22 protein-coding genes are annotated in these 22,569 nt (G+C 44.7%); 20 read left to right on the forward strand and 2 right to left on the reverse strand.

Annotation, left to right across the window (positions count from 1 at the left end; all coding sequences use genetic code 11):
- Nucleotides 1–89: 89 nt before the first annotated feature.
- The 14 genes from purE (at nt 90) to ablB (ending at nt 14,115) form a co-directional block, all read left to right on the forward strand.
- The gene (purE, locus tag NSQ64_RS03885; protein ID WP_341015159.1) at nt 90–578 is read left to right on the forward strand and encodes a 5-(carboxyamino)imidazole ribonucleotide mutase; all 489 of its coding nucleotides are present in this window, start codon (nt 90–92) and stop codon (nt 576–578) included.
- Nucleotides 571–1,713 carry a 5-(carboxyamino)imidazole ribonucleotide synthase gene (gene purK / locus NSQ64_RS03890; RefSeq protein WP_025206860.1) on the forward strand — a complete coding sequence of 381 codons (1,143 nt, stop codon included), beginning with the start codon at nt 571–573 and terminating at the stop codon, nt 1,711–1,713. Before purE ends, purK begins: the two co-directional genes overlap by 8 nt.
- Nucleotides 1,710–3,005 (forward strand): adenylosuccinate lyase, encoded by a 1,296-nt coding sequence (gene purB, locus NSQ64_RS03895; protein WP_024719396.1) that lies wholly within the window; start codon nt 1,710–1,712, stop codon nt 3,003–3,005. The genes purK and purB overlap by 4 nt, the downstream gene beginning before the upstream one ends.
- Nucleotides 3,006–3,077: 72 nt before the next feature.
- The gene (gene purC / locus NSQ64_RS03900; RefSeq protein ID WP_007496901.1) at nt 3,078–3,800 is read left to right on the forward strand and encodes a phosphoribosylaminoimidazolesuccinocarboxamide synthase; all 723 of its coding nucleotides are present in this window, start codon (nt 3,078–3,080) and stop codon (nt 3,798–3,800) included.
- The gene (gene purS, locus NSQ64_RS03905) at nt 3,793–4,047 is read left to right on the forward strand and encodes a phosphoribosylformylglycinamidine synthase subunit PurS (protein ID WP_008344293.1); all 255 of its coding nucleotides are present in this window, start codon (nt 3,793–3,795) and stop codon (nt 4,045–4,047) included. The genes purC and purS overlap by 8 nt, the downstream gene beginning before the upstream one ends.
- The gene (gene purQ / locus NSQ64_RS03910) at nt 4,044–4,727 is read left to right on the forward strand and encodes a phosphoribosylformylglycinamidine synthase subunit PurQ (RefSeq protein ID WP_008344292.1); all 684 of its coding nucleotides are present in this window, start codon (nt 4,044–4,046) and stop codon (nt 4,725–4,727) included. The genes purS and purQ overlap by 4 nt, the downstream gene beginning before the upstream one ends.
- Nucleotides 4,711–6,942, forward strand: a complete 2,232-nt coding sequence (gene purL / locus NSQ64_RS03915; RefSeq protein WP_024719398.1) for a phosphoribosylformylglycinamidine synthase subunit PurL — start codon at nt 4,711–4,713, stop codon at nt 6,940–6,942. Before purQ ends, purL begins: the two co-directional genes overlap by 17 nt.
- Nucleotides 6,918–8,348 carry an amidophosphoribosyltransferase gene (purF, locus tag NSQ64_RS03920; protein WP_135009885.1) on the forward strand — a complete coding sequence of 477 codons (1,431 nt, stop codon included), beginning with the start codon at nt 6,918–6,920 and terminating at the stop codon, nt 8,346–8,348. Before purL ends, purF begins: the two co-directional genes overlap by 25 nt.
- Nucleotides 8,349–8,444: 96 nt before the next feature.
- Nucleotides 8,445–9,485 (forward strand): phosphoribosylformylglycinamidine cyclo-ligase, encoded by a 1,041-nt coding sequence (gene purM, locus NSQ64_RS03925; protein ID WP_017366751.1) that lies wholly within the window; start codon nt 8,445–8,447, stop codon nt 9,483–9,485.
- The gene (gene purN, locus NSQ64_RS03930) at nt 9,482–10,051 is read left to right on the forward strand and encodes a phosphoribosylglycinamide formyltransferase (RefSeq protein WP_008344288.1); all 570 of its coding nucleotides are present in this window, start codon (nt 9,482–9,484) and stop codon (nt 10,049–10,051) included. Before purM ends, purN begins: the two co-directional genes overlap by 4 nt.
- A gap of 15 nt (nt 10,052–10,066) precedes the next feature.
- Complete coding sequence (gene purH / locus NSQ64_RS03935) at nt 10,067–11,605, forward strand: bifunctional phosphoribosylaminoimidazolecarboxamide formyltransferase/IMP cyclohydrolase (RefSeq protein ID WP_058336458.1); 1,539 nt, start codon at nt 10,067–10,069, stop codon at nt 11,603–11,605.
- 12 nt (nt 11,606–11,617) lie between these two features.
- Nucleotides 11,618–12,892, forward strand: a complete 1,275-nt coding sequence (gene purD, locus NSQ64_RS03940) for a phosphoribosylamine--glycine ligase (protein WP_341015166.1) — start codon at nt 11,618–11,620, stop codon at nt 12,890–12,892.
- A gap of 167 nt (nt 12,893–13,059) precedes the next feature.
- Nucleotides 13,060–13,254 carry a hypothetical protein gene (locus tag NSQ64_RS03945; RefSeq protein ID WP_061418199.1) on the forward strand — a complete coding sequence of 65 codons (195 nt, stop codon included), beginning with the start codon at nt 13,060–13,062 and terminating at the stop codon, nt 13,252–13,254.
- 15 nt (nt 13,255–13,269) lie between these two features.
- Nucleotides 13,270–14,115 carry a putative beta-lysine N-acetyltransferase gene (gene ablB / locus NSQ64_RS03950; RefSeq protein WP_144680113.1) on the forward strand — a complete coding sequence of 282 codons (846 nt, stop codon included), beginning with the start codon at nt 13,270–13,272 and terminating at the stop codon, nt 14,113–14,115.
- Here the strand turns inward: ablB and NSQ64_RS03955 are convergent.
- Nucleotides 14,110–15,768, reverse strand: a complete 1,659-nt coding sequence (locus NSQ64_RS03955; RefSeq protein WP_046526923.1) for a PucR family transcriptional regulator — start codon at nt 15,766–15,768, stop codon at nt 14,110–14,112. The two genes, ablB and NSQ64_RS03955, sit on opposite strands and share 6 nt — an antisense overlap.
- A gap of 191 nt (nt 15,769–15,959) precedes the next feature.
- On the opposite strand from NSQ64_RS03955, the gene NSQ64_RS03960 reads away from it, so the two are divergent.
- From NSQ64_RS03960 to NSQ64_RS03975, 4 genes are read left to right on the forward strand one after another with little or no spacing between them, the layout of a single operon-like run.
- The gene (locus NSQ64_RS03960) at nt 15,960–17,324 is read left to right on the forward strand and encodes an aspartate aminotransferase family protein (RefSeq protein ID WP_268432568.1); all 1,365 of its coding nucleotides are present in this window, start codon (nt 15,960–15,962) and stop codon (nt 17,322–17,324) included.
- Nucleotides 17,325–17,336: 12 nt separating this feature from the next.
- Nucleotides 17,337–18,023 (forward strand): CoA transferase subunit A, encoded by a 687-nt coding sequence (locus tag NSQ64_RS03965; RefSeq protein WP_056408197.1) that lies wholly within the window; start codon nt 17,337–17,339, stop codon nt 18,021–18,023.
- Nucleotides 17,999–18,664, forward strand: a complete 666-nt coding sequence (locus NSQ64_RS03970; protein WP_008344276.1) for a 3-oxoacid CoA-transferase subunit B — start codon at nt 17,999–18,001, stop codon at nt 18,662–18,664. The genes NSQ64_RS03965 and NSQ64_RS03970 overlap by 25 nt, the downstream gene beginning before the upstream one ends.
- A 14-nt stretch (nt 18,665–18,678) precedes the next feature.
- On the forward strand, nt 18,679–19,944 hold the full coding sequence (locus NSQ64_RS03975) for a peptidase (RefSeq protein ID WP_341015174.1): 1,266 nt from the start codon (nt 18,679–18,681) through the stop codon (nt 19,942–19,944).
- Nucleotides 19,945–19,970: 26 nt separating this feature from the next.
- On the opposite strand, the gene NSQ64_RS03980 is transcribed toward NSQ64_RS03975, so the two are convergent.
- Entirely contained in the window at nt 19,971–20,192 is a 222-nt protein-coding gene (locus tag NSQ64_RS03980; protein WP_008344274.1) for a YgaP family membrane protein, read from the reverse strand.
- Nucleotides 20,193–20,317: 125 nt separating this feature from the next.
- On the opposite strand from NSQ64_RS03980, the gene NSQ64_RS03985 reads away from it, so the two are divergent.
- Both NSQ64_RS03985 and NSQ64_RS03990 read left to right on the forward strand, forming a co-directional pair.
- Nucleotides 20,318–22,060 (forward strand): adenine deaminase C-terminal domain-containing protein, encoded by a 1,743-nt coding sequence (locus NSQ64_RS03985; RefSeq protein ID WP_058336462.1) that lies wholly within the window; start codon nt 20,318–20,320, stop codon nt 22,058–22,060.
- Nucleotides 22,061–22,321: 261 nt separating this feature from the next.
- The gene (locus NSQ64_RS03990) at nt 22,322–22,462 is read left to right on the forward strand and encodes a hypothetical protein (protein ID WP_268382451.1); all 141 of its coding nucleotides are present in this window, start codon (nt 22,322–22,324) and stop codon (nt 22,460–22,462) included.
- Nucleotides 22,463–22,569 lie beyond the last annotated feature (107 nt).

The raw sequence follows: 22,569 nt of genomic DNA on the forward strand, positions 1-22,569 counted from the left end.
CTTTTTGTTCGGCGTTTGACAAGCTACTTAGGTTTGGGAAGCGTGTCAAACGATACAAAATCGAATAATAGCTTAAAGGTGGGGACAAAATGAAGCCGCTTGTAGGTGTCATCATGGGAAGTACATCTGATTGGGAAACAATGAAACTTGCGTGCGATATCTTAGAGGAATTAAACATTCCGTATGAAAAACAGGTTGTATCCGCACATCGGACACCTGATTTGATGTTTGAATATGCGACTGAAGCAAGAGGTAAAGGACTCAAGGTCATTATTGCCGGTGCTGGAGGCGCAGCACATTTACCGGGGATGGTCGCAGCAAAAACGACACTGCCGGTCATTGGTGTGCCCGTACAATCAAAAGCATTAAACGGGCTGGATTCCTTATTATCCATCGTTCAAATGCCAGGCGGTGTACCTGTTGCTACAGTGGCAATTGGCAAAGCCGGTGCAACAAATGCAGGGCTTCTAGCCGCACAAATGATTTCAGCATTTGATGAAGCCGTTGCAGCACGCCTTGAAGAAAGAAGAGAGCAAACAAAACAAACTGTATTAGAAAGCAGTGATCAGCTTGGCTAAGCAGACCATTTTTCCAAACGCAACCATTGGTATCATCGGCGGCGGGCAACTTGGCAGATACATGGCCGTCAGTGCAAAGCAAATGGGCTACCGGGCAGCAGTCCTTGACCCAGTCACACTTTCTCCTTGTGGACAGGTTGCTGATACAGAAATTACAGCCGCATACAGTGACCTTGAAGCGATCAGACAGCTGGCGGACATCAGCGATGTGGTCACATATGAATTTGAAAATATTGATTATGATGCACTCAATCAGCTGAAGGAAGAGGCGTATTTACCGCAAGGAAGCGAACTCCTTCTTTTAACCCAAAACCGTGAAACGGAGAAAAAAGGGATTGTAGATGCAGGCTGTGAAGTCGCCCCTTATCGCATCGTTCATGATGAGAAGGAGCTGAAAGATGCAGTAAATGCGCTTGGTTTACCAGCTGTGCTGAAAACATGCAGAGGCGGTTACGACGGTAAAGGACAGTACGTCATCAAAGAGAAGGATCAGCTTCATGAAGCGGCTGCACTTCTCACGCATGGAACGTGCATTTTAGAAAGCTGGGTTCCTTTCCAAATGGAACTGTCCGTGATTGTGACGCGGTCTGTTCATGGGGAAATTGCGACATTCCCAGTCGCTGAGAACATTCATAAGCACAATATTTTATTCCAAAGCATCGTGCCTGCACGGGTAGATGGCAGCATTCAGGAGAAAGCAAAAGAGCTGGCAACAACGCTTGCTGAAAAGCTAGGGCTGGTCGGTACGCTTGCTGTTGAACTGTTCCTGACAAACGAAGGGAAGCTGCTCGTCAATGAACTGGCACCGCGCCCGCATAACTCTGGACATTACACATTGGATTTATGTGAGACGAGTCAGTTTGAACAGCACATTCGCGCCATATGCGGTTTGCCGCTTGGCGGAACAGCTCTTTTATCAGAGGGTATGATGGTGAATTTGCTGGGCGATGAAGTGGACATCCCAAAAGAACATCCTGAGCTTTTAAAGGAAGCGAAGCTTTATCTATATGGCAAACATGAAGTAAAAGCCGGCCGCAAAATGGGGCATATGACATTTATGAAACAGCTTGATGATGAATGGATGGCAAACATCACAAAGATATGGACTGAAAGAGATGGAGGAAACGGGAAATGATCGAACGTTACGCACGACCAGAAATGTCAGCAATCTGGACAGAGGAAAACAAATTTAATGCATGGCTTGAAGTAGAAATTCTCGCTTGTGAAGCTTGGGCAGAACTTGGTGTTATTCCAAAAGAAGACGTTGTGACAATGCGCAAGAATGCAAGCTTTGATATTGGACGTATTTTGGAGATTGAACAAGACACGCGCCACGACGTGGTTGCCTTTACGCGTGCTGTATCTGAATCTCTAGGAGAAGAAAGAAAGTGGGTTCATTACGGGTTAACATCTACAGACGTAGTGGATACGGCGCTCTCATATCTATTAAAACAGGCGAACGATATTTTGCTCAAGGACATTGAGAGATTTGTTGACATACTAAAAGAAAAAGCAAAAGAGCACAAATATACAGTCATGATGGGCCGTACGCACGGTGTACACGCTGAACCGACAACATTTGGCTTGAAGCTTGCTCTTTGGTACGAGGAAATGAAGCGTAACTTAGAACGTTTTAAACAAGCAAAAGACGGCATCGAATACGGCAAAATCTCTGGTGCTGTTGGCACATATGCGAACATCGACCCGTTTGTTGAGCAATATGTATGTGAGAAACTTGGCATCAAAGCTGCACCAATTTCAACCCAAACCTTGCAGCGTGACCGTCATGCAGATTACATGGCAACCCTTGCTTTAGTGGCAACAAGCATTGAGAAATTTGCTGTTGAAATTCGTGGTCTTCAAAAGAGTGAAACGCGTGAAGTAGAAGAGTTCTTTGCAAAAGGACAAAAAGGATCATCCGCGATGCCTCATAAACGAAACCCGATCGGTTCTGAAAATATGACGGGGATTGCCCGTGTCATCCGTGGTTATATGCTGACTGCTTATGAAAATGTACCGCTTTGGCATGAGCGTGATATTTCTCATTCATCTGCTGAACGCATCATTTTACCAGATGCAACGATTGCACTGAACTATATGCTGAACCGTTTCTCCAACATTGTGAAGAACTTGACGGTGTTCCCTGAAAATATGAAACGCAACATGGACCGCACACTTGGCTTGATCTACTCTCAGCGTGTTCTTCTTGCACTTATTGATACAGGTATGGCACGTGAAGAAGCATATGACACGGTTCAGCCAAAGGCGATGGAAGCTTGGGAGAAACAAGTACCATTCCGTTCATTAGTAGAAGCAGAAGAGAAAATCACTTCACGCTTAACACCTGAACAAATCGCTGACTGCTTCGATTACAACTATCACTTGAAAAATGTCGATATGATTTTCGAACGTCTAGGTCTTGCGTAAGAAATGGGCCGCCTGCTAGTCAGGCGCCTAACCCTGAAAATTGCCAACATTCAAATTAGGAGGCCAATCTGAATGACTGTGAAACAAGAACTTCTCTACGAAGGCAAAGCGAAAAGAATCTATCAGACCGATGACGAGCATATTTTATATGTTGAATATAAAGACTCAGCTACAGCATTTAACGGTGAAAAGAAAGCGGAAATTGAAGGCAAAGGCAGACTGAATAACGAAATTTCCAGCTTGATTTTTCAAATGTTACATGAGAAAGGGATCAACAATCACTTTGTGAAACGCCTATCTGAAACAGAACAGCTCATTCAAAAGGTAGACATCGTACCGCTTGAAGTCGTTGTGCGAAACGTGGTGGCAGGCAGTATGTCAAAGCGTCTTGGGATTCCAGAGGGAACGAAACTGGACACACCTTTGATCGAGTTTTACTACAAAGATGATGCACTTGGTGATCCGCTCATTACAGAAGATCATATTCGCATTTTACATGCAGCGACACCTGAGCAGGTCGAGGAAATGAAACAAATCACAAGACAAGTGAATGAAGAATTAAAACAAATCTTCTCAGATTGCCATGTGAATTTAATTGATTTCAAGCTTGAATTCGGAATAGATCACGAGAATCGTATTTTGCTAGCTGATGAGATTTCACCTGATACGTGCAGGCTTTGGGACAAAGACACAAACGAAAAGCTTGATAAAGACGTGTTCAGACGAAACCTGGGCGGCTTAACAAATGCATACGAAGAAATTTTCAAAAGACTTGGAGGCCATAAACATGTATAAAGTGAAAATTTTTGTCAGCTTAAAAGAGAGCGTTCTTGATCCACAAGGAAGTGCCGTGCAGCACGCTTTGCACAGCATGTCTTATCAGGAAGTAAAGGATGTCCGTATCGGGAAATATATGGAGCTAGTCATTGAGAAATCAGAACGTGACTTAGATACAGTGGTCAAAGAAATGTGTGAAAAATTGCTTGCCAATACGGTGATTGAAGATTACCGCTATGAGGTGGAGGAGGTTGTCGCACAGTGAAGTTTGCAGTGATCGTCTTGCCTGGCTCTAACTGTGATATCGATATGTACCATGCGATTCAAGATGAGTTAGGTGAACAAGTTGAATATGTATGGCACGACGAAACGAGTCTTGATGGTTTTGACGGTGTACTCGTACCAGGCGGTTTCTCTTATGGGGATTACTTAAGATGCGGTGCGATTGCTCGTTTTTCTAACATCATGCCGGCTGTGAAAAAAGCAGCTGCGGAAGGAAAACCTGTTCTTGGTGTTTGTAACGGGTTCCAAATTCTTCAGGAGCTTGGCATTTTGCCAGGTGCAATGAGACGGAATAAAGATCTAAAATTTATCTGTCGTCCAGTTGAACTCATTGTAGAGAACAACGAAACGCAATTTACAAGCGGTTATCAAAAAGGTGAATCGATTACGATTCCTGTAGCACACGGTGAAGGTAACTTCTACTGTGACGAAGACACGTTAGCGAAGCTGATTGAACGAGGCCAAATCGCTTTCACTTACGGTGACGATATTAACGGCAGTGTCAATCGAATTGCAGGTGTAACGAATGAACAGGGCAATGTACTCGGCATGATGCCGCACCCTGAGCGCGCGGTTGACTCATTACTAGGCAGCGCAGACGGACTTAAATTGTTTCAATCTATCGTGAAAAATTGGAGGGACACTCATGTCACTACTGCTTGAACCAAGTCACAAGCAAATTAAAGAAGAGAAATTGTATCAGCAAATGGGATTGAGTGATGAAGAATTCGCTTTAATCGAATCCATTATTGGCAGGCTGCCAAACTACACAGAAACGGGTATCTTTTCTGTCATGTGGTCAGAGCATTGCAGTTATAAAAACTCAAAGCCTGTTTTAAGCAAATTCCCGACAAAAGGAGAGCATGTTCTTCAAGGTCCTGGGGAAGGCGCTGGAATCGTTGATATTGGAGACAACCAAGCGGTTGTATTTAAAATCGAATCACATAACCATCCATCTGCAATTGAACCGTATCAAGGAGCGGCAACAGGTGTCGGCGGAATCATCCGTGATGTATTCTCCATGGGGGCTCGTCCAATTGCGGTATTAAACTCTCTTCGTTTTGGTGAACTGACTTCACCGCGCGTGAAGTACTTGTTTGAAGAAGTAGTGGCAGGGATTGCAGGCTATGGAAACTGTATCGGTATTCCAACAGTCGGCGGAGAAGTTCATTTTGATCAAAGCTATGAAGGCAACCCGCTCGTTAACGCGATGTGTGTAGGGTTAATCAACCACGAAGACATCAAGAAAGGGCAGGCAAAAGGTGTTGGCAATACGGTCATGTACGTTGGTGCTAAAACGGGACGTGACGGGATTCACGGTGCAACATTTGCGTCTGAAGAATTTTCTGATGAATCAGAAGAAAAACGTTCAGCAGTTCAAGTCGGCGATCCGTTCATGGAAAAGCTTTTGCTTGAAGCATGTCTTGAAGTCATCAAAAATGATGCGCTTGTGGGCATTCAAGATATGGGAGCGGCTGGCTTAACTAGCTCAAGTGCAGAAATGGCAAGTAAAGCTGGTTCAGGTATCGAAATGAACCTAGACCTGATCCCTCAGCGTGAAACAGGCATGTCAGCGTATGAAATGATGCTGTCTGAATCCCAAGAGAGAATGTTGTTGGTCATTGAAAAAGGCCGTGAGCAAGAAATCATTGATATTTTTGAAAAATACGATCTTGAAGCAGTCTCAGTCGGTCATGTGACAGACGATAAAATGCTTCGTTTACTCCATCAAGGAGAAGTAGTGTGTGAGCTTCCAGTTGATGCACTTGCAGAAGAAGCACCGGTTTATCACAAGCCGTCAAGTGAGCCTGCATACTATCGTGAGTTTTTAGAAACAAAAGTGGAAGCTCCAGCGATCACAGATGCAGCAGATACATTGAAACAGCTGTTAAAACAGCCAACGATTGCGAGTAAAGAATGGGTTTACGATCAATACGACTATATGGTTCGTACAAACACTGTCGTTGCACCTGGCTCTGATGCGGGCGTGCTCAGAATCCGTGGGACGAAAAAAGCTCTTGCGATGACAACAGATTGTAACGCACGTTATCTCTACCTTGATCCAGAGGTTGGCGGGAAGATCGCCGTTGCAGAAGCTGCACGTAACATTGTCTGCTCAGGCGCTCGTCCGCTTGCAGTAACAGATAACTTGAACTTCGGTAACCCGGAGAAACCAGAAATCTTCTGGCAGATTGAAAAGTCTGCTGACGGCATTAGCGAAGCTTGCCGTACATTAAGCACACCGGTCATCGGCGGTAACGTCTCTTTATATAACGAGTCAAATGGAACGGCCATTTACCCAACGCCAGTTATTGGCATGGTTGGTTTGATTGAAGATACAGCTCATATTACGACTCAATCGTTCCAACAGGCAGGCGATGTGATTTTCGTCATTGGTGAAACGAAGGAAGAATTTGCAGGCAGTGAGCTTCAAAAAATGACAGAAGGCCGTATCTACGGAAAAGCACCAGAAATTGATTTGGATGTAGAACTGGCGCGTCAAGAAGCCCTATTAGCAGCAATTCAAAACGGACTTGTTCAGTCAGCACATGATGTGTCTGAAGGCGGTCTTGGTGTAGCACTAGCTGAAAGTACATTTGGAACAGATGGTCTTGGCGCTGATATCCAGCTCGATCTAAACAGCGCAGCATCACTATTCAGTGAATCACAGTCACGTTTTGTCGTCACAGTGAAACCAGAAAACCGCGAAGCGTTTGCTGCGGCTGTGCAAGATGCGAAAGAAGTCGGAACGGTCACAAATGATGGTGTATTCACTGTCAAAAATCAAGAAGGACAACAATGGATTCATGCGGCAGTCAACGAGCTTGAACGCGCATGGAAAGGAGCGATCCCATGCTTGCTGAAATCAGAGGCTTAAACGAAGAATGTGGCGTCTTTGGGGTTTGGGGACACGAAGAAGCCCCGCAAATCACATATTACGGATTGCATAGCCTTCAGCACCGAGGACAAGAAGGTGCGGGAATCATTGCAACAGACGGTGAAAATCTGACGTCACACAAAGGCCTTGGACTGATTACGGAAGTGTTCCAAAATGGTGAGCTTAAGGATTTAAAGGGAAAAGGTGCGATCGGACACGTTCGTTATGCGACAGCAGGCGGAGGCGGCTTTGAGAATGTGCAGCCCCTCTTCTTCCGCTCGCAAAACAATGGCAGTCTTGCCCTTGCTCATAATGGAAACTTGGTCAATGCAACGCAATTAAAACAGCAGCTAGAGAACCAAGGAAGTATTTTTCAAACGTCTTCTGATACCGAAGTGCTCGCTCACTTAATTAAGCGCAGTGGATATATGGATTTGAAGGATCAAATCAAAAATGCTCTGTCTATGTTAAAAGGAGCTTATGCTTTCCTAATCATGACAGAAACAGAAATGATCGTAGCGCTTGATCCGAACGGATTACGCCCACTTTCACTTGGTATGCTTGGGGATGCTTATGTTGTCGCTTCTGAAACATGTGCCTTTGATGTCGTTGGTGCTACCTATTTACGAGATGTAGAGCCTGGCGAAATGCTGATCATTAATGATGACGGCTTAAAATCTGAGCGTTTCTCGATGAACATTAACCGCAGCATGTGCAGCATGGAATACATTTATTTCTCAAGACCGGACAGCAATATCAATGGCATCAACGTGCATAGTGCGAGAAAGAATCTTGGCAAGAAACTTGCAGAAGAAGCACATGTCGAAGCAGATGTCGTGACAGGTGTGCCAGACTCCAGTATTTCTGCAGCGATTGGCTATGCCGAAGCAACAGGTATTCCATATGAGCTAGGTTTAATTAAAAACCGTTATGTCGGCCGGACATTTATTCAGCCGTCTCAAGCATTGCGTGAGCAGGGCGTGCGCATGAAGCTGTCTGCTGTGCGCGGGGTGGTCGAAGGCAAACGTGTCGTCATGGTGGATGATTCCATCGTACGCGGAACCACAAGCCGCCGGATTGTGACGATGCTAAGAGAAGCAGGAGCGACGGAAGTGCATGTACGCATTAGTTCACCGCCAATCGCTCATCCGTGTTTTTATGGAATTGATACGTCTACACACGAAGAGCTGATTGCATCATCTCATTCAGTGGAAGAAATTAGACAGGAAATCGGTGCAGACTCCATTGCATTTTTATCTGTAGACGGTTTAATGGACGGGATTGGCAGAAAGTATGATGATCCGCAGCGCGGTCAGTGTTTAGCATGCTTTACTGGAAAATACCCGACCGAAATTTATGAAGATACTGTCCTTCCTCATGTGAAGGAAACAGTCCTGACGAAATAATCGAATAATGGAGCAGCAGTCAACGTAATTTGATATGCTGCTCTTTCATTCTGCCGAAAATACATGGAAGACAAGCAGATAAAAGGAGTGAATGGGATGTCAGAAGCATATAAAAACGCCGGTGTCGACATCGAAGCAGGATACGAAGCCGTTAAACGAATGAAAACACACGTAGAACGTACAAAAAGAGCAGGTGTCATGGGGGCTCTAGGCGGATTTGGCGGGATGTTTGATTTATCTGAACTGCCATACAAAAAGCCCGTTCTTGTCTCAGGAACAGATGGTGTTGGTACGAAATTAAAGCTGGCATTTTTAATGGATCAACACGATACGATCGGTGTAGATGCTGTTGCTATGTGTGTGAACGATGTACTTGCACAAGGGGCAGAGCCGCTCTTTTTCTTAGATTACTTAGCAGTTGGAAAAGCAGATCCTTTGAAAATTGAATCCATCGTCAAAGGTGTAGCTGACGGATGCGAGCAGTCTGGTTCAGCGCTTGTCGGCGGAGAGACAGCAGAAATGCCGGGTCTTTACACAGAAGAAGAATATGATATTGCTGGATTTTCTGTAGGTGTCGTTGAAAAGGATGAAATCGTCACAGGTGAGAACATCAAGGAAGGGCATTTGCTGATTGGACTCAGCTCTAGCGGAATTCATAGCAATGGCTATTCTCTTGTACGAAAAGTATTGCTGGAAGACGCAGGTCTAGACCTTCACCAAACGTATGAACCTTTTACAAGACCGCTTGGAGAAGAGCTGCTGGAACCGACGAAGATTTATGTCAAGCCTGTTCTTAAACAAGTGAAAGCTGGCAAGGTTGACGGTATGGCACATGTGACAGGCGGTGGCTTTATTGAGAATTTACCACGTATGCTGCCTGAAGGACTTGGTGTTGAGATTGATAACGGCTCATGGCCGGTCCCGCCTATTTTCTCCTTTATTCAAGAAAAAGGGCAATTGAAAGCAGAAGAGATGTTCAATGTATTTAATATGGGCATCGGCTTTGTCCTAGCCGTCAAAGAGGATGATCTTGTGGACGTGATCAGCGGACTTGAACAAGACGGAGAGAAAGCCTTTCTTATCGGACGAGTTCAAAAAGGAGAAGGCGTCACTTTCGGTGGTGGAAGCCTCTCATGAAAAAGTTTGCGATCTTCGCCTCTGGAAGCGGGACAAATTTTCAAGCCATTATTGATACGTTAAAAGAAGAACAGTGGCCGGCAAAAGCCGCCATTGTGATCTGTGATAAACCGGGTGCGAAGGTGCTGGAGCGGGCAGAGAAAGAGGGCATTCCGTCCTTTTCTTTTACGCCGAAGGCTTTCCCGAGTAAAGCAGCTTTTGAGCAAACCATTATTGAACAGTTGAAACTGCATGAAGTGGAATGGATTTTCCTCGCTGGGTATATGCGACTGATCGGTCCGACATTGCTTGATGCATTTAGAGGGAAAATCGTGAATATCCACCCTTCTTTACTGCCAGCATTTCCTGGACTCGATGCGATTGGACAAGCCTATCAAGCAGGAGTCAAAGTGGCAGGCATCACGGTTCATTATGTCGACGAAGGCATGGATACCGGCCCGATTATTGACCAAGCCGCCATTCATATTGAACAAGGGGAAGACCTTGAATCCATTGAAAAAAGAATGCATGAATTAGAACACACACTATATCCAAAAGTGATCAAATCACTTTTAGAATTATCTTAATGAGGTGACAAAGGCATGACGATCAAACGCGCATTAATCAGTGTTTCCGATAAAACAAATCTTGTACCTTTTGTGAAAGAACTAACAGAACTTGGCGTTGAAGTGATTTCAACTGGTGGTACACACAAACTTCTTCAAGAGAACGGCATTGATGTCATTGGTATTTCTGAAGTGACTGGCTTCCCAGAAATCATGGACGGACGTCTCAAAACGCTTCATCCGAACATTCACGGTGGACTGTTAGCAGTGAGAGAAAACGATGAGCATATGGCACAGATCGAAAAGCACGGCATTCAGCCAATTGATCTTGTCGTTGTGAATCTATATCCATTCAAAGAGACCATTTCCAAAGACGATGTCACGTATGAAGAAGCGATTGAAAACATTGATATTGGCGGACCGGGTATGCTTCGTGCTGCTTCTAAAAACCATCAGGACGTCACGGTGGTTGTAGACCCGCGTGATTATGATTCTGTCGTTCAACAAATCAAAGAAGGCGGCGTCTCACTAGAGAAAAAACGTGAGCTTGCAGCAAAAGTATTCCGTCATACAGCTGCTTACGATGCTCTGATTGCGGATTACTTAACGAACTTTGTTGGCGAAACAGAGCCAGAACAGTTCACAGTCACATTTGAGAAAAAGCAATCTCTTCGTTATGGAGAAAACCCGCACCAAGCGGCGACGTTCTATGAAAATGCGCTTCCAAGCAAAGGCTCTTTAGCTACTGCAACGCAATTACATGGAAAAGAACTTTCCTACAACAACATCAAAGATGCAGATGCAGCTCTTCAAATTGTACGTGAATTTACGGAGCCAGCGGCTGTGGCTGTAAAGCATATGAACCCATGTGGTGTTGGGACAGGAGAAACGATTGCAGAAGCATTTGATCGTGCATTTAAAGCAGATGAAACATCTATTTTCGGCGGCATTGTGGCGCTTAATCGTGAAGTAGACAAGCAAACGGCTGAGGTGCTCCATACGATTTTCTTAGAAATCGTCATCGCACCATCGTTTAGCCAAGAAGCACTTGATGTGCTAACAGCGAAAAAGAACCTTCGTCTACTAACATTAGATGTAGAAGCAGATCTTGGGAAAAAAGAAAAACAGCTCACAAGTGTTCATGGTGGATTGCTCGTTCAGGATATCGACACATACGGCTTAGAGGAAGCAACGATTTCTATCCCAACGAAAAGAGAGCCGACTGAAGACGAATGGAAAGACTTAAAGCTCGCTTGGAAAGTCGTCAAGCATGTGAAATCAAATGCCATCGTTCTAGCGAAGGATCAAATGACAGCAGGTATTGGTGCTGGTCAAATGAACCGTGTTGGCTCGGCTAACATTGCGATTGAGCAAGCAGGTGAAAAAGCGAAAGGAAGCGCACTAGGATCTGATGCGTTCTTCCCAATGGGCGATACAGTGGAAGCTGCTGCAAAGGCAGGCGTTACAGCGATCATCCAGCCAGGTGGTTCCATTCGTGATGAAGAATCAATCCAAAAAGCAGATGAATACGGCATCGCCATGGTCTTCACTGGCGTTAGACATTTCAAACATTAAGGGGATGACAGTGTGAACGTATTAATTATCGGCAGAGGCGGAAGAGAGCATACCATCGCATGGAAAGTGAATCAAAGCGAACTTGTCAGCCAAGTATTTGTCGCACCCGGCAATGATGGAATGACAGACGCTGCGAAGCTTGTCCCGATCGACGAGGGAGATCATGAGGCGTTAATTCGTTTTGCAAAAGACAATAACATCGGTTTAACAATTGTCGGTCCAGAGGTTCCTTTAATTGCAGGTGTCGTCGATGCATTTGAAGAAGCAGGACTCAAGGTATTTGGACCGAATGCAAAAGCCGCAGTCATTGAAGGCTCAAAAGAATTTGCAAAAGACTTAATGAAAAATTATGAGATCCCGACAGCCACTTACGCCACTTTTACATCGTTTGAAGAAGCGAAGGCATATGTGGAAGAAAAGGGTGCCCCAATTGTCATTAAAGCAGATGGGCTTGCCGCAGGAAAAGGCGTGACAGTTGCAATGACGCTTGAAGAGGCAATCAACTGCCTACATGACTTTTTAGAGGATGAAAAGTTTGGCGATGCGAGTGCATCGGTTGTCATTGAAGAATTTTTAACAGGTGAAGAGTTTTCTCTGATGGCCTTTGTCAATGGAGAAAAGGTGTATCCGATGGTGATCGCACAGGATCATAAACGGGCATTTGAAGATGACAAAGGACCAAACACCGGCGGGATGGGCGCTTATTCACCGGTTCCACAAATTTCTGATGAAGTGGTACAAAAAGCGGTGGAAGACGTCGTCAAACCAGCAGCTCGCGCGATGGTGCAGGAAGAGCGTTCGTTTACAGGCATTTTATATGCGGGCTTAATGCTAACACCAGAAGGCTCAAAAGTCATTGAGTTCAATGCACGCTTTGGCGACCCTGAAACGCAAGTAGTGCTCCCTCGTCTTAAATCAGATCTAGTCCAAGTATTCCTAGACATTCTAGATGGAAAAGATGTGGACTTGCAGTGGAAAGACACAGCCGCTGTCAGTGTCGTTCTTGCATCAGAAGGATACCCGGAAGACTATGCAAAAGGCACGCCAATCGGTGCTTTGCAAACAACGGTCTCTGATGTCGTCACCTTCCACGCAGGAACAAAAAAGGAAAGCGATCAATTCGTCACAAATGGCGGCCGTGTAGCAAATGTGACCGCATTTGACGACACATTTGAAGCAGCAAGATCAAGAGTGTATGAAGCGGTTGAAGAAATCATTCAGCCAGGTTTATTTTATCGCCGTGACATTGGCGCCCGTGCGCTGAAGGCTGCGGGGAAAACTTTTTAAGCGAGCATTTTGCCATAAGTGTTAGAAAAAAACACCTTTAGTTTGTGTGTAGAGAAGTCATCTACTGAAACTCGAAGGTGTTTTTTACTTTGAAGCAATTACACACTTTCAATAAAGTAAATAAAAGGATACAATCAAAATAAAAGGAAATGAATGGTGGTTAAAACATGGTTATTAAAACATATATCATTGGTGTATTATTCATGCTTATTTTATTTCTCATAGCCATAAATAACGTCTTTTTGACTGCCATTAAGATGAATGAATTGAAAAAAGGCGTAGCCATTAGTTATATGATCCTATCCATTTTTTCTGGCATTGCTATTTCTTCATTTTTAATTTGGAAGTTTTTCATTAGCTAAGAGGGGAATGAGTGTATGGTGCAATTAAAGAAACTTGCAAACGAGCGTTTTTCTGCTTTGATCTGTGTGGATTCATTTAATGAGCGAATTCGTTTGGATGACTATAGCGGCAAAGTGGAGGATGTGATTCAGTCCGTGCTTCAGGAAGCGGCGGACTGCAAGGCGTCTAAGGTTATTGTAAAAGTAAGGCGTGAGCATATGCCTCTTTTTTTAGCAAAAGGCTTTCGGCTTGAAGGCGTGTTTTCTCATTATTTTCTCGGAAGTGATGCGTACGGCATGTCGCTTTTTCTGACCGAAGATCGAATGAACAGCCCATTTTGGCTGAAGGAAGATGAAATCGTTGCGTCTATTCAAGAAAAGCCGATGAAAAAAGACCAAGGCGTGTGGCAAGATGAGTATGTGATGAGGAAATCTGGTCCAGAGGATGTGCACAAGCTGGCAGCGCTCTATGATACGGTCTTTGAAACGTACCCCACGCCAATGAACGAGCCAGATTACATCCAAAAGGTAATGGAGGAAGGGACGGTTTTTTATGCCGTTGAACATGACGGTCAACTTGTAAGTGCCGCATCCGCTGAAATCAATGTGCCGTATGGTCATGCAGAATTAACAGATTGTGCAACCCTTCCCACATACAGAAAACTAGGATTCATGCATCATTTGATTCTAGCCCTCGAACAAGAGCTTCAATCCATGCACATTTATGTCTTTTATTCTCTCGCCCGTGCACTGTCCTATGGAATGAATCAAGTATTTTATCAGCTCGGGTATACATACACCGGACGCTTTCAAAACAACTGCTATATTTTTGACAAAATTGAAGATATGAATCTATGGGTCAAAACGCCAAATGAATCATGAAATGGTTCTCATCTGATCAAGCAGACCAGATAGGCGGTACGCCATGATACTCAGCTGCAGCTTCATCCGATCATCAGTGGATTTGAGGCTGCAGCCTGTTCTCGTTTCAATTTGTTTCAACCGGTAGCTTAACGTATGCCGGTGAATAAACAATTCCCCCGCTGACTTTTGAATATTTTCATTGTGTGCCAAATACACTTCGAGTGTATGAATGAGGTCAGCCCCTTGTTTTTTTGTATAAAGCAGCGGGCTTAACAGCTCCACATAAAAGTCATGCAAATTCATTCCGGCTTCGTTCATTTCAAGCAGCATCCCATATAGACCGAGCTTCTGATAATGAATGATGCTGTCATCTGTTTTCAAAAGAGGAAGAAGCCTTGCTGCATACTGGGCTTCTTTTGCACTTTTAGCAAAGAGACTGATCTGGTCGTAGGCTCTTCCAATACCAATCACAATGGGATGGACGGGGAAAAAATAAGACCAAGTACTGCGGCATTCTTCTGATGCGCGATACCAATTTGTTTCTTGATACGTGTTTTTCCCTGCGGGTGTCAGAACGAAAATGGAATCAAGCCTTGCCTTTAATAAAAAGGGAATTTGTCTGCGTTCAAAAATGGATGTGAGCAATTGGGATAGGCGCTGCACCATTTGATGATCGAGCTGTGTGTGCTGATGCTGAAATTGAAAGTAGATGACGACTTGTTCCTCACTCATATCATATTGCAGCTTTCTTGCTTGTTCGATGACATAACTTTCTTCTGTGTATTGCTGTTGCAGCATATCATCCAATAAATGCCCCTGCATTTGGTTTTCTGTATCTTGAATGGCTTTTTGTTTCAACCATTCAATCGCATACACCGCACCGGCATGCTCAATGGCGATGGCATCGAGATGGTGCCACGTCTCTTTTTTCTTTAACGCCACAATGAACCCGAAAATATCCCCCATTGCAATCACAGGGCATGCAGCTAGAACAAACGCACCATATGTGTCATAGACGAGCCGGCCTTTTTCCTCTGCCTGCTTGAGCAGAGAAGAGGTTTCAATCGGTTCGTCATCTGTTAGAAAGCCAAAAGCAGGAGAATAGGTCACTTCGTCTGTTTCGAGATGAGCTGCTGTTTGGTGCAAAAACACATCCAGTACGACGATATTTGCCGCTGTGAGATGTGCCAGTTCATCTGTAATTTGCGTGACATTTTTATTGCTCACATTTAAATGGGTCAGTCTTTGATGAATCGCGGAAGAATATTTGAGCTGATGGAGCTGACTGCTGACGATTTGTTCTAGAACGGCTTTTGTGATGTCTGAAAAATTGACATGGGGCGGAATCTCGATGAGTGGAATACCGCTATTTTCGGCGGCTTCAATGAGTGATGCGGGAATTTCCGTTAAGTACACGCCTTTATAAATGGCAATGGCTGAAAGACGATGAGATTGAATTAATTTTTCAAGCCGGATGCGTCTTTCTTTATTTTCTGTCAGCCCAAATCCAGTTGTAACAAGTAATTCTCCTTCGGAAAGTCTAGACGTGTCCTCAATAATTTCCACAATGGTCACCCACTGGATAAGACGATCCAGTCCATTTTCTCCAGCAAGCAGTTTGGTTTCTTTCATCATATCGAGCGAGAGTGCATCTTTGACGAGAATCGCCATAGACTCATGACCTCCTTTTGAACACTCTTATACACCATGTATAAAAAACACATGTGAAATTCGGGCATATGGCGAATGGAGGATGACTGCCCTCTTGATTAAGCTAATCTTATACCAAGTATACAAAATTTTCTTGCGATTCATGTAAAAAGAAAAGTGCAGCTGCTGACAAGAGAGGGAGGAATGACAAAGTGGAGACCCGGGATTACTTAATCAAACCGATGTTAAATCAGCAATATCCTGTGGCTGTGAGAGGAGAGGGGATTTATTTATATGATCGGGACGGAAAAAAATATATAGATGGCTCATCAGGGGCAGTCACGGCAAGTATTGGACATGGCATACAAGACATTATTGATGCGATGACGGAGCAAGCGAAAAAGGTGAGCTTTACGTACAGATCACAATTTACGAATGAACCAGCGGAAGAACTAGCGTATGAATTGAGTACACTTTGCCCAGGTGATCTGAACTGGTCTTTTTTTGTAGGGAGCGGTTCAGAGGCAACGGAAACTGCTATGAAAATGGCGATTCAGCATTGGCAGGAGCAGGGGAAGACGGAAAAAAATCATATCATCTCAAGATGGATGAGTTACCACGGTATTACATTAGGGGCGCTGTCAATGTCAGGTCATATTGCAAGGAGAGAGCGTTTTGAACCACTGCTTGAAAAGCACCCAGTGCTGTCACCGCCCTATAGCTACAGGTCATGGCTGCCAAAGGAAGACAGCAAGCAGGTCGAGTGGTATGTCCAGGAATTTAAGACCGTCATCCAGCGTATAGGAAAAGAGAGGATCGCCGCATTGATTGCTGAACCGATTGTTGGCGCAGCGGGAGCGGCGCTCCTGCCGCCAGACGGATATTTCGAAGCGATGAAGCGTGTCTGTGAAGAAAACGACATTTTAATGATCGCAGATGAAGTCATGACGGGCTTTGGACGAACTGGGAAAATGTTTGCGATGGAACACTGGGGCACGGTACCAGATATCATGGTTCTCGGAAAGGGCATGAGCGCAGGTTATTCTCCAATCGCAGCAGTTGTCTCAACGGATCGTGTGATGGCACCGATTATCAGCGGCTCCGGCTCTGTCATGGCAGGGCACACATATAGTGCCAATCCGCTTTCAGCAGCTGTTTCATTAGCGGTCATTCGATATATGAAAAAGCATCAGCTTCCCGAACGGGCTGAACTTTCCGGGCGATACATGATGAATGCTTTAAAAGATCTGCAAGTAGCCCATTCCATCATAGGAGATGTGAGAGGGAAGGGATTGCTTATTGGCATTGAGTTTGTCGCAGATCGTTTATCCAAAACGCCATTTCCTGCACATGCTCAGATAACCAATCTCGTCGTTGAAACGGCAAAACAAAATGGACTGCTGGTGTATCCAGCAAGCGCTGGAGAGGATGGAGTCGGAGGCGCAGCGGTTATGATCGCACCGCCGCTTTCCATCACACAGCAGGAGATGGATGAACTGATTGATAAATTCGGCCAGACCATCACACAAGTCGAACAAGAAGTAATCAATCGAGGGTTTTTCCCATCTGCTATGTAAGGAGGAACGAACATGAACAAAACTGTGGGTTTGGATGAAGTGATGACGCGATTAAAAGATGGCATGACCATCATGTTTGGCGGATTTGGCGGCGTGGGTTCACCACCATCGTTGATTGATGCCATTTTGCAAGCAAATATTCAAGATCTGACATTGATCGGAAATGATGCAGGTTTCCCGCAAATTGGTGTGGGCAGGCTCATCACAGAAGGAAGAGTGAAAAAAATCATCGCCTCTCATATCGGCTCAAATCCCATTGCCGGACAGAAAATGCAGGCTGGTACATTAGACGTTCATTTTTATCCGCAGGGCATTCTTGCAGAAAAAATCAGAGCAGGCGGAATGGGGCTGGCGGGCATTGTGACAGATGTTGGGATGGATAGCCTGAATCTCGATGAGAAACAATTGGTTCAATTGAATGGTAAGAATTATATGTTAGAGCCTGCGCTCACAGCGGATATTGCCATCGTCAATGCCTACAAAGCAGATGAAGTGGGAAACCTGATTTTTGATAAAAGCGCACGGAATACAAACCCGATTGTGGCGATGGCAGGAGACTGGACCATTGCGGAGGCAGAAGAAATTGTGGCAGCGGGGCAGCTCGATCCAGAAGAAATCGTGACGCCAGGCGTATTTGTGAATCAAATCGTGCAATCAAAAGGAGTGAACTGGACATGGGCATGGGAGACATCGATTTAAGACACCGCATTGCTAAAAGAGCAGCACAAGAGATTGAAGATGGCATGATTGTGAATCTTGGGATCGGCATTCCGACCCTAGCAGCAGATTACATTCCATCACATTACGAGGTGTGGCTACATGCAGAAAACGGCATTATGGGGGCAGGAGCCTCGCCTCTGCAAGGGGAAGAAGATCCGAATTTGTGCAATGCCGGTGGTTTTCCCATTACGTTGACAAAGGGCGGCTCGTACATGGACAGTACGACTGCTTTTGGCATCATCCGAAAAGGCATGCTGGATATGACGATTTTGGGTGCACTTGAAGTAAGCAGCCAAGGGGATCTTGCCAATTGGATTGTACCGGGGAAAAGAGTACCGGGTATGGGCGGAGCGATTGAGCTGGCGCAAAAAGCGAAAAAAGTGGTGGTGGTGATGAGCCATCTTGATAAACACGGTCGATCTAAAGTGAAATCGGCTTGTACATTGCCGTTAACCGCTAAAGCGTGTGTCGATTTGATTATTACGGATATGGCGGTCATTGAGGTTAAGTCTCAGCTGCTCATTTTACGTGAAGTCATGCCGCCATTTCAGCCGGAAGATGTCATAAGGGCGACTGAAGCGCCATTAATTTTAGCGCCTGATGTCAAATCTGTTGTGTAGAAAGGATGAACGACTTGCAGCCAATAACACGTATCAGAAACTGGATGAAAGAGCATCAGGATGAAGCCATTACGCTTCTTCAGCAAATGGTGCAATGTGACAGCACCCAAGGAAATGAAGAAGATGTGCAGCAGATCGTGGCCAATAAACTGTCCGCCATTGGCTTTGATGTAGACGTTTGGGAAATTGGCGACGATGAATTACTAGAGCATCCTTATTTTTATTCCCCGCGCCGATCTTTTCAGGGGAGTCCCAACGTTGCTGGGCGATTGAAAGGAAAAGGTGGCGGCAAATCGATTTTATTAAACGGGCACGTAGATGTGGTTCCGGCAGGAGATACGAATCAATGGACATATCCGCCTTACAGCGGGCATATCATAAACGGGAGACTTTATGGACGCGGGGCAACAGATATGAAAGGTGGAAACGTTTCTTTACTCTTTGCGCTTGAGGCACTGCATGCGCTTCAGATTCCCCTGAAAGGAGATGTGGTGTTTCATAGTGTCGTCGAAGAGGAAAGCGGCGGAGCAGGCACACTTGCTGCGATATTGAAAGGGTACACAGCGGATGCTGCCATCATTCCAGAGCCAAGTCATATGAACATTTTTCCGATTCAGCAAGGATCAAAGTGGTTCAGGCTGCATATTAAAGGAAGGGCAGCTCATGGCGGAACAAGGTATCACGGTGTTTCTGCTATTGAAAAGAGCACGGTGGTCCTTTCTCATATAGCGGCACTAGAAAAAGAAAGAAATCAGCGAGTGACGGAGCCGTTGTTTCAGCATATCCCGATTCCAATTCCAATCAACATTGGGAAAATTCAAGGCGGTGATTGGCCGTCCTCTGTCGCAGATCTTGTCACAATGGAAGGCAGGCTTGGTGTGATGCCAGGTGAGACAGTTGAGCAGGCAGAGAAGGAATTAGAAAATTGGATGACTGGACTCGCTGAAAAGGATGATTGGTTTCAAGAACATCCTGTGGAGGTGGAGTGGTTTGGTGCAAGATGGCTTCCAGGGTCAATCGACTCTGATCACCCGCTTTTAGGTCTATTGAAGGAACAATATGAAGAGGTCATGCAGCACCCGCCAAAGGTGGAAGCCGCCCCTTGGGGGACAGACGGCGGATTACTGTCACAAGCAGCGGATATCCCAATCATTGTGTTTGGACCTGGAACGACAGAGCTTGCCCATTTCCCGAATGAATCCATTGAGATCAAACATGTGATTGAAGCAGCAGAAATCATTGCTGGTACGTTGGTCAAATGGTGCGAAGCAGCGGAATGATTCACACACAAAAAAAAGAAGGCTGTCTACTCAGCCTTCTCTTTATGTGTATTCTGCTGTTCACACATATAGGTCACTGGACAAAAACGAAGAATACCAGAACCCAATTTTAATCCGCCGAGCATGATGCCAAAAAGCAGCATTTTACTCCAAGGTTTTCGAGCATATAAGGATCCAGCTACAGTACATATCGTCATTCCGCAGGCAATTCTCATGAGCGCTTCCATTAAGCCAAGATTAGGTTTCATTGCAAGTGATTCTCCTTTTTTAAATTATTTTAAGTGTGATTTCAAGAAATTGTAACGTTTCATTAATGCGTAACGTGTTTCGTTATGTTACGATAGGGCTAATACAAATGAAGGAGAGTATGTGAATGTCCGAACGTACTTTTAATTGGAGAAACAATGACATCCGCACACAAATCGATGTAGTCGACTCAAAAATAGTTCCAACACTCCTTTTAACGAATGGACTCGTGCTAAACCCGTTTTTGAAGCAATGGGTGAAGGCAAATATTTGGATACATGATGATCGAATTGTTTATGTCGGAGCAGAGCTTCCTCAAAATAAATCAGCTAAACGTGTGATTGATTGTGAAGGTAAATACATTGTGCCGGGGTATATTGAACCTCACGCGCATCCGTTCCATATTTATAATCCCCAATCACTTGCAGAATATGTGTCTCAATTTGGCACAACAACGATGGTCAGCGATAACTTATTTCTTCTTTTGCAAAGCAATGAAAAGAAAGCGCTTTCCACTCTGTGTGAATTAAAAAAGCAGCCATTTCAGTATTTCTGGTGGTCCAGATACGATCTTCAAACCGAGGTCAGGTATGAAGATGAGATGCTTCCTATTAACTATCGGAAAGAATGGATTGATCATCCCGACGTCCTTCAAGGCGGCGAATTAACGAGCTGGCCAAGATTAATGGACGGTGATGATCTCATTTTATATTGTATGCAAGAAACGAAGAAGCAGAGAAAACGAATTGAAGGGCATTTCCCTGGGGCTTCTGAGAAAACGCTAACAAAAATGAAGCTGTTTGGAGCGGACAGTGATCATGAAGCAATGAATGCAGACGATGTGCTCAAACGCTTGTCTCTAGGTTATCATGTGTCCTTGCGTCATTCTTCCATCCGCCCAGATTTAGTGAACATTTTAAGGGAATTGCATGAGCGTGACTTTAGGCACTACGATCACTTTTTCTATACAACAGATGGATCAGCGCCTCACTTTTATGAAGAAGGCATGATCAATCGTCTCATTTCCATTGCCCTTGAAGAAGGCGTGCCTACTATTGATGCGTACAATATGGCGACTTTTAACATTGCGAAATACTATCAAATTGATGACTTATTAGGCGTGGTCGGTCCTGGCCGATTGGCTTCTTTGAATATTTTAGATGATCCGATGAATCCAAATCCAGAAACGGTGATTTCTAAAGGGGTAATCCTGAAATTAGAGGGGGAGAACCAGCATCAATTCCAAGAGACAAAATGGGAAAATGGTGGGCTTGAACCATTAGATTTAAGCTATGACCTGACGATGAGTGACTTGCAATTCTCAATGCCGCTTGGTGTCAAAATGCGTAATGCTGTCATCATGGAGCCTTATACAGTGGAGATTGATAACTCTGTCAATCAGCTGTCCTGTGACCATGATCAAAGCTTCTTCAGCCTGATTGATCGAAAAGGCGAGTGGCGCGTGAACACAATGTTAAAAGGATTTGCAAACAAGGTGCAAGGGTTTGTCAGCTCATTTTCAACCACTGGTGACATTTTAGTGATTGGGAAAAATAAAGATGATATGATGCTCGCTCATAAGCGAATGAAAGAAATTGGCGGTGGAATTGTGCTCACAGAAAACGGAAAGATTTTGCATGAAATCCCGCTGCAATTATCAGGCTGTGCATCAGCTGAACCGTTTGAAACGGTTCTTCAGCAGGAGCAAACGTTACGCAAGCTACTCATTGAGCGAGGGTATCCATTTGACTGCCCGATTGATACACTTGTCTTTTTCCAAAGCACACACTTGCCGTATATTCGAGTGACACCAAGAGGAATATTTGATGTCATGAAAAAAACTGTACTCTTTCCGTCTATAATGCGTTAAAATATAACAGAGTGGAGCTGTATTATATTTGCTAGATTTCTGACCGCTGTTATAGGGCAGGAGTGAGCAATGGATCTCTTCGCTGCTAGATATGGTGACAAAGCATAGGGCTTTGACATGACGAATGAAGTGCCCAATTGTAAAATGAATCTGTCGGTTACGCTGGCCGACCAACATATTTTGAATCATTGAGTGAGGCGGGGCGCATGTTTGCGATCTCGTCGAGCTTTTCGCACAGCCTGTATTTTTAGGGCAGACCTAATGAAGCAGAAGTGGTCTGGATATCGGAAGCAAACAAGTTTGTCAGATTGTCGAACAAGGAAAATGACAGAACTTGTCGAATTTGTATACGATAAAGAAGCTTCGGCTTACGAAAGAACTGACGGCATTTCCAGCGTATAAACAAACCTGTCATGATTCGTTCAAAGCTCATTGCTGAGGTTGAAAAAAATGAGTCAGGAAAGATACCGCTTTCTCGGAAAAGTCAGTGCGAAGCGGTGCCAATAGTA

The sequence above is a fragment of the Bacillus sp. FSL W8-0183 genome, assembly GCF_038006825.1.
GTDB classification, from domain to species: domain Bacteria; phylum Bacillota; class Bacilli; order Bacillales; family Bacillaceae; genus Bacillus; species Bacillus altitudinis.

What these genes read in the sequence shown, in the direction of transcription:
- purH (WP_058336458.1), top strand. Translation starts at nt 10,067, where the DNA reads ATGACGATCAAACGCGCATTAATCAGTGTTTCCGATAAAACAAATCTT.
- NSQ64_RS03970 (WP_008344276.1), top strand. Translation starts at nt 17,999, where the DNA reads ATGGGCATGGGAGACATCGATTTAAGACACCGCATTGCTAAAAGAGCA.
- NSQ64_RS03965 (WP_056408197.1), top strand. Translation starts at nt 17,337, where the DNA reads ATGAACAAAACTGTGGGTTTGGATGAAGTGATGACGCGATTAAAAGAT.
- NSQ64_RS03945 (WP_061418199.1), top strand. Translation starts at nt 13,060, where the DNA reads ATGGTTATTAAAACATATATCATTGGTGTATTATTCATGCTTATTTTA.
- purF (WP_135009885.1), top strand. Translation starts at nt 6,918, where the DNA reads ATGCTTGCTGAAATCAGAGGCTTAAACGAAGAATGTGGCGTCTTTGGG.
- NSQ64_RS03985 (WP_058336462.1), top strand. Translation starts at nt 20,318, where the DNA reads ATGTCCGAACGTACTTTTAATTGGAGAAACAATGACATCCGCACACAA.
- purN (WP_008344288.1), top strand. Translation starts at nt 9,482, where the DNA reads ATGAAAAAGTTTGCGATCTTCGCCTCTGGAAGCGGGACAAATTTTCAA.
- purE (WP_341015159.1), top strand. Translation starts at nt 90, where the DNA reads ATGAAGCCGCTTGTAGGTGTCATCATGGGAAGTACATCTGATTGGGAA.
- purM (WP_017366751.1), top strand. Translation starts at nt 8,445, where the DNA reads ATGTCAGAAGCATATAAAAACGCCGGTGTCGACATCGAAGCAGGATAC.
- purL (WP_024719398.1), top strand. Translation starts at nt 4,711, where the DNA reads ATGTCACTACTGCTTGAACCAAGTCACAAGCAAATTAAAGAAGAGAAA.
- NSQ64_RS03980 (WP_008344274.1), bottom strand. Translation starts at nt 20,192, where the DNA reads ATGAAACCTAATCTTGGCTTAATGGAAGCGCTCATGAGAATTGCCTGC.
- NSQ64_RS03990 (WP_268382451.1), top strand. Translation starts at nt 22,322, where the DNA reads ATGAAGCAGAAGTGGTCTGGATATCGGAAGCAAACAAGTTTGTCAGAT.
- ablB (WP_144680113.1), top strand. Translation starts at nt 13,270, where the DNA reads ATGGTGCAATTAAAGAAACTTGCAAACGAGCGTTTTTCTGCTTTGATC.
- NSQ64_RS03955 (WP_046526923.1), bottom strand. Translation starts at nt 15,768, where the DNA reads ATGGCGATTCTCGTCAAAGATGCACTCTCGCTCGATATGATGAAAGAA.
- purS (WP_008344293.1), top strand. Translation starts at nt 3,793, where the DNA reads ATGTATAAAGTGAAAATTTTTGTCAGCTTAAAAGAGAGCGTTCTTGAT.
- purB (WP_024719396.1), top strand. Translation starts at nt 1,710, where the DNA reads ATGATCGAACGTTACGCACGACCAGAAATGTCAGCAATCTGGACAGAG.
- purC (WP_007496901.1), top strand. Translation starts at nt 3,078, where the DNA reads ATGACTGTGAAACAAGAACTTCTCTACGAAGGCAAAGCGAAAAGAATC.